8 protein-coding genes are annotated in these 14,932 nt (G+C 54.5%); 4 read left to right on the top strand and 4 right to left on the bottom strand.

What is annotated here, in order from left to right; all coding sequences use genetic code 11:
* Positions 1-13: 13 nt before the first annotated feature.
* A complete protein-coding gene (locus HALTITAN_RS19265) occupies positions 14-2,353 on the bottom strand; it encodes a DUF4214 domain-containing protein (RefSeq protein ID WP_009288090.1) in 2,340 nt (779 codons plus the stop codon).
* Between the two features lie 217 nt (positions 2,354-2,570).
* Between HALTITAN_RS19265 and HALTITAN_RS19260 the strand changes: the two genes are divergently transcribed.
* Positions 2,571-7,166: an ExeM/NucH family extracellular endonuclease gene (locus HALTITAN_RS19260; RefSeq protein ID WP_009288089.1), complete on the top strand. Its 4,596-nt coding sequence runs from the start codon at positions 2,571-2,573 to the stop codon at positions 7,164-7,166.
* Between the two features lie 157 nt (positions 7,167-7,323).
* A complete protein-coding gene (locus HALTITAN_RS19255) occupies positions 7,324-8,757 on the top strand; it encodes a phosphomannomutase (RefSeq protein WP_009288088.1) in 1,434 nt (477 codons plus the stop codon).
* 107 nt (positions 8,758-8,864) lie between these two features.
* Here the strand turns inward: HALTITAN_RS19255 and glyA are convergent, their stop codons facing one another.
* Positions 8,865-10,130 (bottom strand): serine hydroxymethyltransferase, encoded by a 1,266-nt coding sequence (gene glyA, locus HALTITAN_RS19250; protein ID WP_009288087.1) that lies wholly within the window; start codon positions 10,128-10,130, stop codon positions 8,865-8,867.
* Positions 10,131-10,373: 243 nt separating this feature from the next.
* On the opposite strand from glyA, the gene HALTITAN_RS19245 reads away from it, so the two are divergent.
* A complete protein-coding gene (locus tag HALTITAN_RS19245) occupies positions 10,374-10,805 on the top strand; it encodes a LexA family protein (protein WP_022520377.1) in 432 nt (143 codons plus the stop codon).
* The gene (locus HALTITAN_RS19240) at positions 10,802-12,130 is read left to right on the top strand and encodes a Y-family DNA polymerase (RefSeq protein WP_039860166.1); all 1,329 of its coding nucleotides are present in this window, start codon (positions 10,802-10,804) and stop codon (positions 12,128-12,130) included. Before HALTITAN_RS19245 ends, HALTITAN_RS19240 begins: the two co-directional genes overlap by 4 nt.
* Here HALTITAN_RS19240 and HALTITAN_RS19235 read toward each other — a convergent pair.
* Entirely contained in the window at positions 12,127-13,590 is a 1,464-nt protein-coding gene (locus HALTITAN_RS19235; RefSeq protein ID WP_009288086.1) for a sodium-dependent transporter, read from the bottom strand. The genes HALTITAN_RS19240 and HALTITAN_RS19235 overlap by 4 nt on opposite strands.
* A gap of 73 nt (positions 13,591-13,663) precedes the next feature.
* On the bottom strand, positions 13,664-14,887 hold the full coding sequence (locus tag HALTITAN_RS19230) for a YbfB/YjiJ family MFS transporter (RefSeq protein ID WP_009288085.1): 1,224 nt from the start codon (positions 14,885-14,887) through the stop codon (positions 13,664-13,666).
* Positions 14,888-14,932 lie beyond the last annotated feature (45 nt).

Genomic DNA, 14,932 nt, shown 5'->3' with positions numbered 1-14,932 from the left:
TGCAAATAAACCGTTAACCAAACAGCATCATGCTCTCATCTGACTCGGTAAAACCAACCATAACGGCGCCTCGCTCGGCACCATTATCCAACTGATCCAACCAGAACTCTTTACCTGCCGAATCAGACGTTCTCTCGAGTACGTTTGAATACATCAGTTCAATAAAGGCGTCGTCTTCTAGATTCCCGTTTTGACTATTGAACTCAGCTGACGCAATAAAGCTGTTGGCAATATCACCTAAACCAGTAGTCTCCTTAATTTCCAACCAGTACCCCAACCCTTTACCATCCGCATAGCGATCAAAGGCAGCATCGTAAAGGCGCAATAGTGGGTCAACAGGCGCGCTGAAGACTGCATCGCTACGCTCATCAAGGTTTTGGATGCGCAGGTCTTCGCTGGCAGGGGTTTCTTCTTCGCTAAATGGCGTTTCGCTGAACATGCTGGCCATGTATTCAGCAAAGGCATCCTGCTCAGTGCCCTTATCGGCGAAGGTAAACTGGCCGTCATCTACAAACGCGTCCATAAGATCCACGCGGTCTTGATAGCTGCCTTCATCTAACGGATAACCGTCGCCGCCGTCGGCCAAAAAGCCTAAGGTAACGACTTTGATGCTCTCTTCAGCATCACCTACCAAGCGGCCATTGGCGACCAGTACATCGTTTGCACTGCCATCCTCATTAACGATTACCGCATTTTGGATGCGCTCGCCAGCGGGTTGACTTACATCAAAGCTGTATTGGATACCGCCCACCTGGGCAAACTGACCAGCAGTGACACCCGGCGCTGACGCTGCTACCGCATGCTCCAGGATATCCAATAGCGTGCTACGCGTGACGGTAATGATGGTCAGGTCGTTATTGAAGCGTAGCGATGACGCTGCATCCAGCTGGGATACACCCCCTTCCGGCTTGCCGATAGCGGGGTTGGCGCCCGGCACCTGATAGCTGGGCTCGCTATCGCTTCCTTCCACCACGACATCACCAATCGGCTCACGAATACCACCGCCGTTCTTAAACGATACCAGTACCTCGGCATCCAGCTGTTTGGCGTACCAGAGGTTGGCGTCGGCAGTCAGGTTACCCAGGTTGGTCTCTTCGGTACGCACTGCGCCCCGCTCCCCCACCAGATAAACATCGGTTAAACCAAGGATGTTGCCGTCTTGTTCAGCAACGAATTCCCCTACGGCGCCGATTAGGTCGTTGGCCACATCCCCTTTGGTGCCTTCAGCAAAGGCGCTTTCCAGGTCGCCCCACAGCGCTTCTACCTGTTCGTCAGTGGTGGCATAAACGCCTGAGGTGTTCTCATCGATTGAATCGGCAACAACCCGCCCCTGTTCGTCAAACTCCACCACTAGCTCGGCAACGTAGCGCCAGCCACCATCAGTATTCACTACCACGACATCATTACCTGAGGCGTCCTGGGTAACAATGGGGTATGAGTCATAGGGTTCGCCCGCTCCCGGAAACAAGCCGCGGTCTTGATCTTCTTGATCCGCCAGCAGGCTATTGGAACCACCGGCAATGACGATATCGACCCCATCCAGCAGTGTCGCTAGCTCTTCTTCAAACTGAATTTGCTGAAGGTGCGAACTGAGGATGATCTTATTGATGCCCTGCGATTCTAGGTCATCAATGACTGGCTGAATCAGGTCGGCCAGGGCCTGCATGTCGTTACTACCCCCTGTCAGCACGTCTACATCACCTGGCGAAGAGATGCTTTCAAGGATTTGGGTAGTAACGCCAATAATGCCAATTTTTTCACCACCACGCTCGGCAATCACCGCCGGGGCTAGCTTAGGCTTATTAGCGCCAGCTAATAGCTCTTCCAAAGTAGCTTGGAAAGCGTCTTGGCTGAATAACTCATTGGTAGCCAGCTCGCTTAGGGCGGCATCAGCGGAGAAATCCAGGTTGGCTGAGAGGTAAGGGAACTGCGAGCCCAGCCATTCAATTTCAGCAGCCGTAGCGCCGTTAACCACAGGCGCGATCATTGCAGCAATTAGATCAGTGCCTAGATCAAACTCGTGATTGCCCAATGTCACGGCCGCAGCGTCGACCAGATCCATCAACAGAGTCTCAACACGCCCAGAGGCCGCCGTGATTCCGCTCATGGAACCCGCTTCTAGCCCATAAATCTCTTCAACCGCGGCTTGGAAGGCCGTTTGTAAGCTTGAATCAGCGGCGGCGTTCAAATACGGCCCGGGCAGAACTAAATCACCCGAACCGACAAACAGCGAGTTGGCGTACTGATCTTCTAAGTGATCCACGATAGAAATGAAATTGGGTGCGTTAAGCAGATCTCCACCGCCCCCTTCCATATCGGCTGCGTGCAGGAGTTGAAGCTGGAAATTACTCATGGCGGTTCCCTTTTTTAATCCGTGGAAAAATAGGCAAACGTGAGGTTACGCAATCAACCATTGCAAATACGTGACGCTTTAAAGAAAAAGTATTCTAGTGTCGCCAAAAAATCACTTCGTAATCCAAGCATCATTAAAATAAAACATTTAAGTCATTTAATTGCTATGACTTAGTAATAAATTCAACCTTTCCATTCATCCTGTGAGGGCTGGTTAAATGACCAACTTTGAGCTTGTTTCTACGTTATATCGCGATATTTTATTGCGTGAGCCGGATGAGGCTGGCGCTAATTATTGGACTACCGCCCTGGATAGCGGAACTGTCGATGTTGCAACCACTCTTGACTCAATGGTGACCAGCGATGAATTTCAGCTGCAAATCCAGCCTATTATTACGCTCTATAGTGTTCACCTATTACGTACGGCCGACCCTGCAGGCCTCGCGTACTGGGTCAATGAGTACCGTAACGGCTTAGCATTGGAAGAGATTTCCAATAGTTTTCAAGCGTCTAATGAGTTCGAAGCCAGCGTTTCCAACTTGAACGATACCACTTGGCTAAATCAACTCTACAACAGTGTTTTGAACCGTGAGCCTGACCCAGAAGGCTTAGTGTACTGGTCAGCGCTGCTGGCGGACGGGCTGTCTCGTGAGGAGCTTGCCGCAGCATTTATGAACAGCAGCGAAAGCATTGAACAGCAACCAGCACGTGTATTAGCTCCTTTACTCGGCGATGGCTCCAGCGTGGATGATGTTGCATCGCTACTGAGTAGTTATATTGAGCAGCTTGAGAGTGAGCCAGAAGAACCTGAAGAGCCAACGGAACCTGAAGAGCCAACAGAACCTGAAGAGCCAACAGAACCTGAAGAGCCAACAGAACCTGAAGAGCCCAACAACCCAACTGACCCCAGTCAGCCTGAGCCAAGCAACCCAAACTTCAATCTGGGAGAGCGCTACCACACGGGCACGTCTGACGCTTCAGCAGCGATTGCCGTGGGTGAGGGTTTCATTCTGGTGGCGGATGACGAAGACCAAGTGTTACGCCTCTATGAGCGCGACACTGACGGCGCCCCTCTGGCGGAAATTAACCTAAATACTGCTCTGGGTTTGAATGACACCCAAGAGGTGGACTTGGAAGCGGTGGCGACTTATCAGGGTACCCACTACTGGCTAGGCTCCCACGAGAGCAGCCAGCGCTCAATGATTTTCGCCACTGAAGTGACAGGTGATAACGCTGAGAGTTTGAGCATCGAGGTGACGGGCCAGTTTACCGATTTAGCCAGCCAGCTTAACGACTGGGATGCCCAAAATGGCCATGGGCTTGGTGAAAATGCGCTGAGCCTCTCGTTAGGGGTCAATATTGAAGGCGCTGTGTTTATCGGTGATTCCCTTTATCTTGGCCTACGCTCGCCGTTGGATGATGACTTCGCACAATTAGTGCCCGTTGAAAATGTGATTGACCTAGTCGCTGGAGAGGCTAACGAAGCTTCCTTTGGCGATCCCCTGCGTTTAGACCTGGATGGTCGCGCTGTGCGCTCTATTGAATCTGCTGGCGATGAAGGTTATCTGATCCTGGCGGGCCCGGTTAACGATGACGACGACGTAGGTTTTGGTCTTTACCTATGGGATGGCGATTATGCCGTTCGTGAAATAGACGGCCCGGATCTCAATACCCTACCGGACGCACTGACGGCGAAGCCGGAATCACTTTTCGATGTTTCCATTACCGAGTCGGGCGTTACTGCGAGCGTGCTGTTTGATAGCGGTACGGTGGATTGGTTAGAGGATGGTCAAGAGTCTAAGGATCTGCCCGCCGAACAGCAGCGCTTTGTGAGCACAGACATTGAGTTCAACCTGCCTGATTTTGCACCTCAGGCCGGTGACATTGCGATTACTGCGGTCAGTGGTAGCGAAAAATCCTTCCAGTTCGTAGCATTGAAGGGTATCAGCGAAGGTGCGGAAATTACCTTTACTGACTCAGGCTGGGCAGGCGATGGCTTCCGTGCCAGCGAAGGCGCCGTTCAGTGGACTGCGCCTGAAGGCGGCGTACCTGCAGGCACGGTTGTTACTTACACTGCGGATTCTCCGCAATTCACTACTGCTAACAGCAGCGAGGTGGGTAATAACGGGTTTAATCTTTCGGTCAGCGGTGACCAAGTACTTGCTTTCGTCGGCGAGGCTAGCGACCCAACATTTATCTACGCGGCTCAAACCAACAGCGATGCGTGGCAGGAAACTGCTGACTCCTCTAATAATTCTGCCCTGCCGCCTGGCCTTGAAGAGGGTGTCACGGCGGTTGCCGTTGGCAGCGCACGCAACGCCGCCTTTACCGGTAATGGCTTCGGCACGGCGGAGGAGCTATTAAGCGCCGTTGGCAACCCTGAAAATTGGTCATTTGAGTACGCTGAATTACCCACCAATGCCACCACTGACTTTCATGTGGGCACGATGGAAGCTCCTTATGTGCCGGGCGAGCGCGATATTGGTTTAGCCATCACCGAGATATGGTCGGGCCAAAGCGGTTCTGACGTCACCGCTGATTGGTTTGAAGTAACCAACCGTTCGTCTGAAGCGCTTGATTTCAGCAATATGCCGCTTTACTACGATGATGACAGTGCCGATCCCATAGATGCTATAGAAATTAAGGGGCTAAGCTCGCTGGCTCCTGGTGAATCAGCGATTATTATGGTCGATGGCGATGCCGAATCAGTTGCGGAATTCCGTTCAGCGTGGAGCAACCTGGATAATATCGATGCCTTGAAAATCGGTTATGCCGAGAATGCTTCTGGCCTGGGCGGTGGCGGCGATGCCGTAACGCTGTGGCAAGGTGACCCACGTGTTGATGGCAACCAGGTGGCAATGGAAGCCTACCCAGATACCGACGGGTTTGACGCCGCTTCCTGGGATGTGAATTTAGGCAAATTCACCACCACTGATACTGAGGGGGCGATTAGCTCTGATGCACTGGGCGGTGATGGTAGTGATGTACCCGCCGTAGCGTCACCTGGGCTAGCTAATCAGCCCCAGGTAGATATTACGCTGATTTCTGCAGTACAGGGTGACTCGAGCAGTAGCACTTTAGAGGGTGAAAACGTTACGCTTGAAGCCATCGTCACTATGGTAGCGCCTGGTTTGGATGGCTTCTTCCTGCAAGAGGAAGATAGCGATAACGACAATAATGCCGAGACGTCAGAAGGTATTTTTGTGTACGCGGGTAGCGGTAGTGGCGATTGGCTGGAGCAGCTCACTGCCGGTGATCAAATTCGCATTAGCGGCGAGGTCTCAGAGTATTTCGAGAAAACGCAGTTAACTGCCGAACGCAACAGCCTTGAGGTGCTGGCTAACGATGTGCCTTTGCCTGAAAGCCAGCGAATCATCATGCCGTTTACCGACAAACAAGGCCTGGAAGCCTTTGAAGGTATGCGCGTAGCCATTGAAGCGCTGGACGGTGAGCCGTTGGTGGTCACTGAGCTTTACGAGCTGGGCCGTTACGGCGAAGTTACGCTTGCATCAGGGGGCCGCTTAGAGCAGTTCACGGAAGTCAACGAGCCTGATGTGGCAGGCTATAGCGCTTGGCTTGACGACGCCGAGGCACGCACCATTAAAATCGATGATGCGAATTCGGCACAAAACGCTGATCCGATTATTTATGGTCGTAACGGTGAGGAGCTTTCTGGTTCTAACCCGCTGCGCGGTGGAGATGAGCTTCAGACTCTCGAAGGCGTGCTTGATTACAACTTCGAAGAGTGGAAAGTCCAAAACGTCGAAGGCCTGGACTTTACCGGCGCTGAGCGTCCGGCAACACCTGATACAGATGCTCTGGGTGATGCCGATATTACAGTGGCCTCTTTCAATGTATTGAACTACTTCACTACACTGGATGAAAACGGCAACAAAACAGAGACCTTAAATGGCACTCTGCATGATCCACGCGGCGCCAATAATGCTGAAGAGTTTGCCCGTCAGGAAGCCAAAATCGTTGAGGCAATTAATACCAGCGGTGCTGATGTGGTGGGGCTCATGGAAATCGAGAACAACGGTTATGGTGACGATAGCGCCATTGCAACGTTGGTTGATGCGCTGAATGCAGATGTGCAGGATAAAAACATTCAGGATGTCACTTGGGCTTACAGCGTCCCCGAAGATGGGAATGGCAACACCACTAGCCCTGGGGATGATGCCATTGCGGTTGGGGTCATCTACAATAGTCAGGCGGTGACACCTACTGGCGCTGCAGCCACTAAAACCGATGGAGCTTTCGCCACTGCAAACCGTGCACCGGTGATGCAAACCTTTGAAGATAGTAATGGTGAAACCTTTTCGGTGGTGGTTAACCACTTTAAATCCAAAGGCAGTGTCGTCAATGGTGAAGACGCTATCGGCGACGGACAGGCCAACAACAACCCCACACGGGTCGAGGCCGCGGAGGAATTGCTTGAATGGCTATCCACCAACCCCACCGGTAGCAATGACAGCGACGTGCTGATTCTTGGTGACTTGAACTCTTATGCCATGGAAGACCCCATCATGACCCTGACCGATGCGGGCTATACCTTTCAGGACGATGATTACAGCTATGTCTTTGATGGATTCTGGGGTTCGTTGGATCATGCGTTAGCCAGTGAAACGCTCGCAACACAGGTCACGGGCACCACGACTTGGCATATCAATGCGGATGAAGCATCGGCATTGGATTACAACACCGACTTCACTAATGATCGTCAGGATGACAACCTATACGCCGATGATGCGTTCCGTAGTTCAGACCACGATCCTATCTTAGTAGGCCTGAACTTAGGCCTAGCTGAAGCTTAATTAAACGTACTACCTTTTGAGATGGCCTCCGCTTGCGGGGGCCATTTTTTGTCTTACTAGCCATTACCCCTGATCGCTTCAGCGCTCAAAGCGCCCCGTAGCGCTTCCCGCCTAGGGTGTTAAACTCACCGCAAGCACTTTTTTCAGGAGAAATACATTGAGTTCAGTACGTTCCACTACTGCTATTATTCATGACAGCGGCATTGCTTTTGGTACCAGCGGCGCACGAGGGCTGGTTGAACAGTTTACCGATGAAGTATGTGCAGCTTTCACCGTGGCATTTATTACCGCCATGCGGGACTCTTTTCCAGTAGAACGTATTGCGCTAGGTATGGATCGCCGCCCCAGCAGCCCGGCGATGGCAGCCGCCTGTACCAGTGCGGCCCATACGCTAGGAGTGAAGGTCAATGACTATGGCGTACTGCCTACGCCTGCCCTGGCGTTAAAGACAATGGCGGATGGCATACCTTGCATCATGATTACCGGCAGCCATATACCGTTTAACCGTAACGGCATCAAGTTTTACCGCCCTGATGGCGAGATTACCAAAGCTGATGAAACCGCTATTCTTAATGCTGAGGCGGCTATGCCTACCCTCCCCGCGCCAGTGCGCGGGGAGGTTTCTGAAGCCGCTAATCAGGCCTACTCAGAGCGCTTCACCACCTGGTTTCCAGGTGAGCCATTGAAAGGTTGGCGGGTAGGCTTGTACCAACACTCGGCCGCAGGGCGCGATTTGAATGCGCATATTTTGAGCGAGTTAGGTGCGGATGTAGTGGTACTAGGCCGCAGCGAAGCCTTTGTGCCTGTAGATACCGAGGCCGTTAGCGACGAGGATCAGGCTCAAGGGCGTGCCTGGGCAAACCAACACCAACTACAAGCCCTGTTTTCTACCGATGGCGATGGAGATCGACCGTTGCTTGGAGATGAAACGGGTACGTGGCAGCGTGGTGATATTGTCGGGTTACTCTGCGCCCGTGCATTGGGAATCGAAGCGCTGGCTGTGCCGGTAAGCTGCAATACAGCGATAGAAGCCTGCGGTGCCTTCCAGCTAGTTGAGCGCACGCGCATTGGTTCACCGTATGTATTGGACAGTATGGCTAAGCTCAGTAAGCGGTTTACGCGAGTGGCTGGGTTTGAAGCCAACGGTGGTTTTCTATTGGGAAGCAGATTGGAGAGTGATGGCCGTCAATTAGCCGCCCTACCCACCCGCGATGCGCTGCTCCCCGCCCTTACTTTGATGGTGATGGCCGCCCAACGCGGGATTAACCTCTCGCAGCTAATCGCTGACTTACCTGCCCGCTATACGGCAAGCGACCGACTCAAGGATTTCGCCACGGAGAAAAGCCATGCGTTGCTGACCGAATGGCAAACCTCACCTGAACTGATGCAGCAAACATTAGGTTTACAAGCTGGCATTTCAGCAGTCAATAGCACTGATGGCTTGAGAGCCACGCTTGAAAATGGCGATATCGTGCACCTTCGCCCCTCTGGCAATGCACCGGAGCTGCGCTGCTATAGCGAATCTGCTTCACAAGCAGACGCATCGGCACTGGTAAAACAGAGCTTGGCCGCTCTCGAAAAGCTGAACTAGGGGCCTTACTCTTAGCAAAGAACAGAGCACTAACAAAGAACGGGCGACCCTAATGGGCCGCCCGTTCTTTGTGGCTATCCTTCGCCAAGGAGAATGGTTACAGCTGCTTATTTATAAACCGGAAGCCGCGCACAAACCTCGGCCACTTTATCCAACACCTGGGTTTCGATGGCGCTGGTGTCTTCACCCTTGGCCAGTACGTCCAGAATGTCACAGATCCAACCTGCCAACGTACTACACTCTTGTTCACTGAAACCGCGCGTGGTCACCGCTGGGGTGCCAATACGCAGGCCAGAGGTGACAAACGGGCTTTGCGGGTCGTTAGGAACAGCGTTCTTGTTCACGGTGATATGAGCACGCCCCAAAGCAGCATCGGCATCTTTGCCCGTTACGCCCTGCTTGATCAGCGAAAGCAGGAAGAGGTGGTCTTCGGTACCACCAGAGACGATGTCGTAACCGCGATCGATAAACACCTTGGCCATTGCCTGAGCGTTCTTAACTACCTGCTGCTGGTAGGTTTTGAACTCGGGCTCCATAGCCTCTTTGAAGCAGATCGCTTTGGCGGCGATTACGTGCATCAAGGGGCCACCCTGGCCGCCGGGGAAAACCGCTGACTGTAGCTTCTTCTCGATATCAGCGTCGTTTTCCGCTGAGAGAATCACGCCACTGCGGGGGCCGCGTAGGGTTTTGTGGGTGGTGGAGGTGACCACATGGGCATGGGGCAAGGGGCTGGGGTATACGCCTGCCGCGACCAGACCAGAGACGTGGGCCATATCAACGAGTAAGTAAGCGCCTACTTCATCGGCGATTTCACGGAACTTGGCCCAATCAACAATTTGTGAATAGGCTGAGAAGCCGGCGATGATCATTTTGGGCTTGTGCTCGCGAGCAAGCTGGGCCACTTGATCGTAATCAATTAACCCCTGCTCATCCAGACCGTACTGAATGGCGTTGTAGTGTTTGCCAGAAAAATTAGGCTTGGCACCGTGGGTCAGGTGGCCGCCCGCATCCAGGCTCATACCTAAAATGGTATCGCCTGGCTTAACCAGCGCTTGGAACACCGCGCTGTTGGCTTGCGAGCCTGAGTGGGGCTGAACGTTCACGTAGGTGGCGCCGAACAGCTCTTTGGCGTAATCAATGGCCAGGTTTTCAGCGATATCGACGAACTCACAGCCGCCGTAGTAGCGCTTACCGGGGTAGCCCTCAGCGTATTTATTGGTCAGCTGGCTGCCCTGAGCTTCGAGTACGCGGGGGCTGGCGTAGTTTTCGGAAGCGATCAGTTCGATGTGGGCCTCTTGGCGCTCCACTTCTTTCTGCATGGCATCAAACAGCACATCATCAAATCCGGCAATTGTCATATCGCGGCTGAACATCGGCGGGAACCTCGTAACGAGAAAGGGTCATCATGGAAGAAGCGAGGGCGCTATCATAACGCAGCCTGACGCGACTTTCATCGCATCCTCGTCAGGTCTTGCATGAGCGTGATTCATGTAATGACAGAGAAAGTGTCATCGCGAACACAATGAAGCGATCTCAGGGGGCGTCAATTTGCGTTTTCCTTCGCCATGCAAAATACTGTATATTTATACAATATTTTAAGCACCAGGATGCCGACGATGCCGGGCCAGTCTTCTCACTTTACCCCTGCCTTGCCGTTAACCTCTCAGCCGCAGCCTTGTGGCCGCGCTGGTTTTAGTGGCTTTCCTTCGCCAGCCCAGGATTACGAGCCATGCACGCTGGATCTCAACACACGGCTGGTTAAAAACCCTACTGAGACGTTTTATGTCACCGCCACCGGCGACAGCATGGAGGGTTGGGGAATTTTTGAGGGTGATTTGCTGGTGGTTGATCGCAGTATTGAACCGCAACTGGGACATATTCTGGTCGCTATGCTAGAGGGCGAGGCGCTAATTAAACGCTATGCGCTCTATCGGGGAACGCCGCACCTGTGCTCAACACATCCTAACTATCCGCCACTGCCACTTGAAGGCAGCGACTGCCAGCTATGGGGGGTAGTGCGCGCCGTCGTGCACGAGTACTTGCGATGATCGGTCTAGTCGATGCCAACAACTTCTACGTCAGCTGCGAGCGGGTTTTTCAGCCCAAGCTGGAAGGTAGGCCCGTGGGGGTAATGTCGAACAACGACGGCTGTGTCATCGCCCGCTCCGCCGAGTTAAAAGCGCTGGGTATCCCTATGGGTGCGCCAGCCTTCAAGCTTGAAGAAATGCGTCAGCGCGGCGAGATCCACCTGCTGTCGTCTAACTATGAACTCTACGGAGATATGTCGGCACGGCTGACCCAACTACTACGCGATGCCTGCCCTGCAATTGCGCCCTACTCAATAGATGAAATGTTCGTCTACCTGGAAGGATTAACCACAGAGCAGTGTGAGAGGCTGGGGCGAGAATTGCACCATCGTATTCGCCGCCATTTAGGGTTACCGGTGTGTGTTGGGCTGGCACCCACCCACACGCTCGCCAAATTAGCCAATCACCTTGCCAAGCAAGACCCACATTACCAAGGCGTTTGCCTGCTTAATGGACAAGATCACACGACGCAGGCGCTGCTCAAACGTACGCAGGTGGGCAGCGTGTGGGGCGTCGGCCATCGGCTTGCCGGGCGCTTAGCGATTGGCGGCGTGACCACCGCTTGGGACTTGCGTCAAAGCGACGACAAGCAGTTGCGCAAGCGCTTCTCTGTGGTGCTGGCGCGCACCGCGCTCGAGCTGCGTGGCACGCCTTGTATGGAGATGAACGCCCTGGATCAACCGCGCCAACGCATTATGACCTCGCGCTCTTTCGGCCAGCCCACCGGCGTTTTTGCAGAAGTACATAATGCACTGCGGCGCCACGCCCAGCGCAGCGCTGAAAAACTTCGCGAGCAACGTAGCTTAGCTCGTGCGGTGATGGTATTTCTCAACACTAACCGTCATCGCCGCGATCAGTTGCAATACTTCCCGCAGGCGCTGATCGCCCTGCCCTCACCCAGCGACGATACCCGGGTGATCCTTGATGCCGTACGCCAAGGCCTTGAGCAGATTCATCGCCCCCGCTACCAGTTCATGAAAGCTGGCGTGATGCTGCTGGATTTAGTGGATGCAGAGCAGCACCAGCTTTCGCTGCTGCATCCGCCAGTCCGTGATCGCCATCCGTTTTTAATGGCAACCGTGGATCAGATCAACCAGCGCATGGGGCAAGGCACTATCAGCTTTGGTATGACGGATGCCCCTGCTGCTTGGCAACTGCGCTGCGCCCACCGCTCAGACCGCTATACCACGCGCTGGGACGAGTTGATGAAAGTGGGCACTCACCCCGGCGCAGTCGCCGCCGCCGAGGCAAAGCAGAAAGAGAAGCAAAAAAAAAGCAGGCGTTAACCAGCCCTAAGCGCAGTACGCAGCCGCGGGCTTAAGGTTTCTCCAAGCGCGACCATGGTAAACAGAATCCCCAGCAACCAGGGCCAGTGAGCCGCAAACGAGACCTGATAAACGCCCAGCGCGTCGACAAAAATCACCACAATGCCCAGCGGGCTAACGTAGCGCACCATGGTCAGCCACAGCGCATAAGGCAAGGGGGCAAGCCCCAGCTCGTCGCGGAAGGTCTCGCTTTTCAGCACAAACCCCGCTACCACTACCGTGCCCAGACCACCCAACGGCATCATCCAGCGCGAGGTTAAATAATCCAGCCAGTCAAAGAAGTTCTTACCGGCCAGTGTCCAATCCGCGCCCAGGTTAAACGACAGCATCGCCAGTGTGCTAATCAACCACAGCACAATACCTGTGCCCCAGGCGGCTGCCGAACGCGAGATACCTTTGTTGTCGCACAGCCAGGAAACCGTGGCTTCGACCATAGAGATCGAAGAGGTCAGCGCTGCCATAGAGAGCATCAGGAAGAAGAGAATGCCAAACAGGGTGCCCAGCGGCATCGCCTGGAAGGCCAACGGCAGGCTCATAAAAATTAGCCCAGGGCCTTCGCCGGGGTTCATGCCATTGGCGAAAATAACCGGGAAGATCGCAAGCCCCGCCATCAAGGCAACAACGGTATCCGCCACCGCCACACTCACCGTGGTGCGGCCAATAGAAGCGTCTTTAGGCAAGTAGCTGCCATAGGTCAGAATCGCCCCAGAGGCCAGCGAGAGGGTGAAAAACGCATGACCCAGCGCTGCCAGAAGGCCTTCGCTAGAGAGGCTGCCCGCATTGAAGGAGAACAGAAAGTTAACCGCAGCGCCAAAGCCACCGGAAAACATACCAAAGCCAATCAACACCACCAGCATGATCACCAGCCCCGGCATCATCCAGCTAACGCTCTTCTCGATTCCCTGCTGCACGCCTTTACCCACGATCAACATGGTGGCCAGCGTAACCAGGGTGCTCCAGAAACCGAGGTTCAGCGGATTGGCGTTATTGGCCCCGAACACAGCGGCCATCTCATCAACGCTGCTGCCCGCGAGCCCCCCGGTCAGCATCTTCCACAGATACGAGAACGACCAGCCCGCCACCACCACGTAAAACGACAGGATCATAAAGCCGCAGAGCATGGCCATCCAACCAATCAACGACCAGGCCGATGAACGGCCAGACTCATTGACCACGCGCCGTATGGCATCCACCGGGCTACCACGTCCCCGCCGACCAAACGCGATTTCGACCATCATCACCGGCACACCCACGGCAAAGATGCACGTTAGATAGACCAGCACGAAGGCGCCGCCGCCAAACTCCCCAGTCATGTAGGGGAATTTCCAGATATTGCCTAGCCCCACCGCCGAACCGGTGGCCGCCAACATAAACCCCCAGCGGCCTAGCCATTGGGTGCGAGGTTGCCTAGAAGAGGTCATTTGCCCATATCCCGTAAGAAAAAGGCGCTCATCCTAAAGGATTTCGAGGGTAATGCCCACTAGGCCCCAGTTCCTAGGCGTACACCGTGGCTTTTGCGGCGGCATCCAAGCGTTGAGCGGTTTGATCTACCCGGCGCAAACAGGCCAGCAGCACCGCGCCAAGCGTTACAAAACCGCCCGCCAACCACAGCCCAACATCATAGTGGCCAGAGGTTTCAGCCAACATACCGGTTAATGCCGGGGCGCATATCTGGGCGGCGCCGTATGCCAGAGTCATCTGCCCCATTAGCCGCGCGGGGCTGGAAGGATAGAGCCTACCTGCCATGGTCAGCACAAGGCTGACGCAACCAAGGAAGGTACCGCCATAGAGCACCGCACTGAGCAGTACCACTGCTGAGTTCGCGGTAATCGCAGGCAGTACGATCCCCACTACCTGAATCCCCATGGCGAGAATAAGCGCCCCTAAATAGCCCACTCGACGGGCGACCAGATCCCACAGCATCACCGCTGGGGCGGCGGCTAAACCGGCCAGAGCGAACGTCCAGTTGCCCATCCCCGCCAGCAGCGGCTCACGCTCAACGATGGCAACTAAGAAGGTAGCGCTGATCACATAGCCATAACCGGCGCAAAAGTAGGCGGCGAGCATCCAGCGCATAAAAGTACGTGTTGGCGGCGTAGCGGTTCGGCTACTCGCCACGTGAGCCCCCTCTAGCGGCCTTTCCGGCCGCGGCAGCCAGCGCCAGGCAGGCACCAGCAGCACGGCACCCAGCAGGCTAAAGCCCCACCATTGGGTCTGCCAGCTAAAGGAAAACTGGAGCATCATCTCCACTGCCACCGCCGCGACAATCATGCCTAGCCCCAAACCGGCAAAATGAATTCCCAGCTCGCCGCGCTGGCGATGTTGGATTAACCAGTGAAGAATCAGCCCTGACGCTAATAGCATTGCAGCGCTGCTTGAAAGACCCGCCAGAAAACGCAACCCCGCCCAAACCCAGAAGTGATCGGTAAGCGCCATACCCGCAGTCGTGATTACCGCCAGGATTAACCCGCAGCGAAATAGCGTGTCTTTGATATAAATACTGTGAATAGAGGCGGCCAGCACGGCCCCCAGCATATAGCCCGCGTAGTTAACCGCAGCCAGCCAGCCGCCATCGGCATCACCCATCCAGGTCTGCTGCTGCATCACCGGTAGCAATGGGGTATAGGCAAAGCGCGCGATGCCAACACATAATATTTGGCTAAAAACGCCCGCCAACAGCACTTTGAAGCGCTGGGCACCTAGCGTTGCGACGGTCATGGGGCTACTCCTGAACGGCTCTTTAACGACGACTGAGCTGACGTT

Source organism: Vreelandella titanicae BH1 (assembly GCF_000336575.1).
In the GTDB taxonomy this organism is placed as follows: Bacteria; Pseudomonadota; Gammaproteobacteria; order Pseudomonadales; family Halomonadaceae; genus Vreelandella; species Vreelandella titanicae.
This window is presented reverse-complemented; position numbering and strand designations above follow the sequence as displayed.

What these genes read in the sequence shown, in the direction of transcription:
- glyA (WP_009288087.1), bottom strand. Translation starts at nt 10,130, where the DNA reads ATGTTCAGCCGCGATATGACAATTGCCGGATTTGATGATGTGCTGTTT.
- HALTITAN_RS19265 (WP_009288090.1), bottom strand. Translation starts at nt 2,353, where the DNA reads ATGAGTAATTTCCAGCTTCAACTCCTGCACGCAGCCGATATGGAAGGG.
- HALTITAN_RS19245 (WP_022520377.1), top strand. Translation starts at nt 10,374, where the DNA reads ATGCCGGGCCAGTCTTCTCACTTTACCCCTGCCTTGCCGTTAACCTCT.
- HALTITAN_RS19230 (WP_009288085.1), bottom strand. Translation starts at nt 14,887, where the DNA reads ATGACCGTCGCAACGCTAGGTGCCCAGCGCTTCAAAGTGCTGTTGGCG.
- HALTITAN_RS19240 (WP_039860166.1), top strand. Translation starts at nt 10,802, where the DNA reads ATGATCGGTCTAGTCGATGCCAACAACTTCTACGTCAGCTGCGAGCGG.
- HALTITAN_RS19260 (WP_009288089.1), top strand. Translation starts at nt 2,571, where the DNA reads ATGACCAACTTTGAGCTTGTTTCTACGTTATATCGCGATATTTTATTG.
- HALTITAN_RS19235 (WP_009288086.1), bottom strand. Translation starts at nt 13,590, where the DNA reads ATGACCTCTTCTAGGCAACCTCGCACCCAATGGCTAGGCCGCTGGGGG.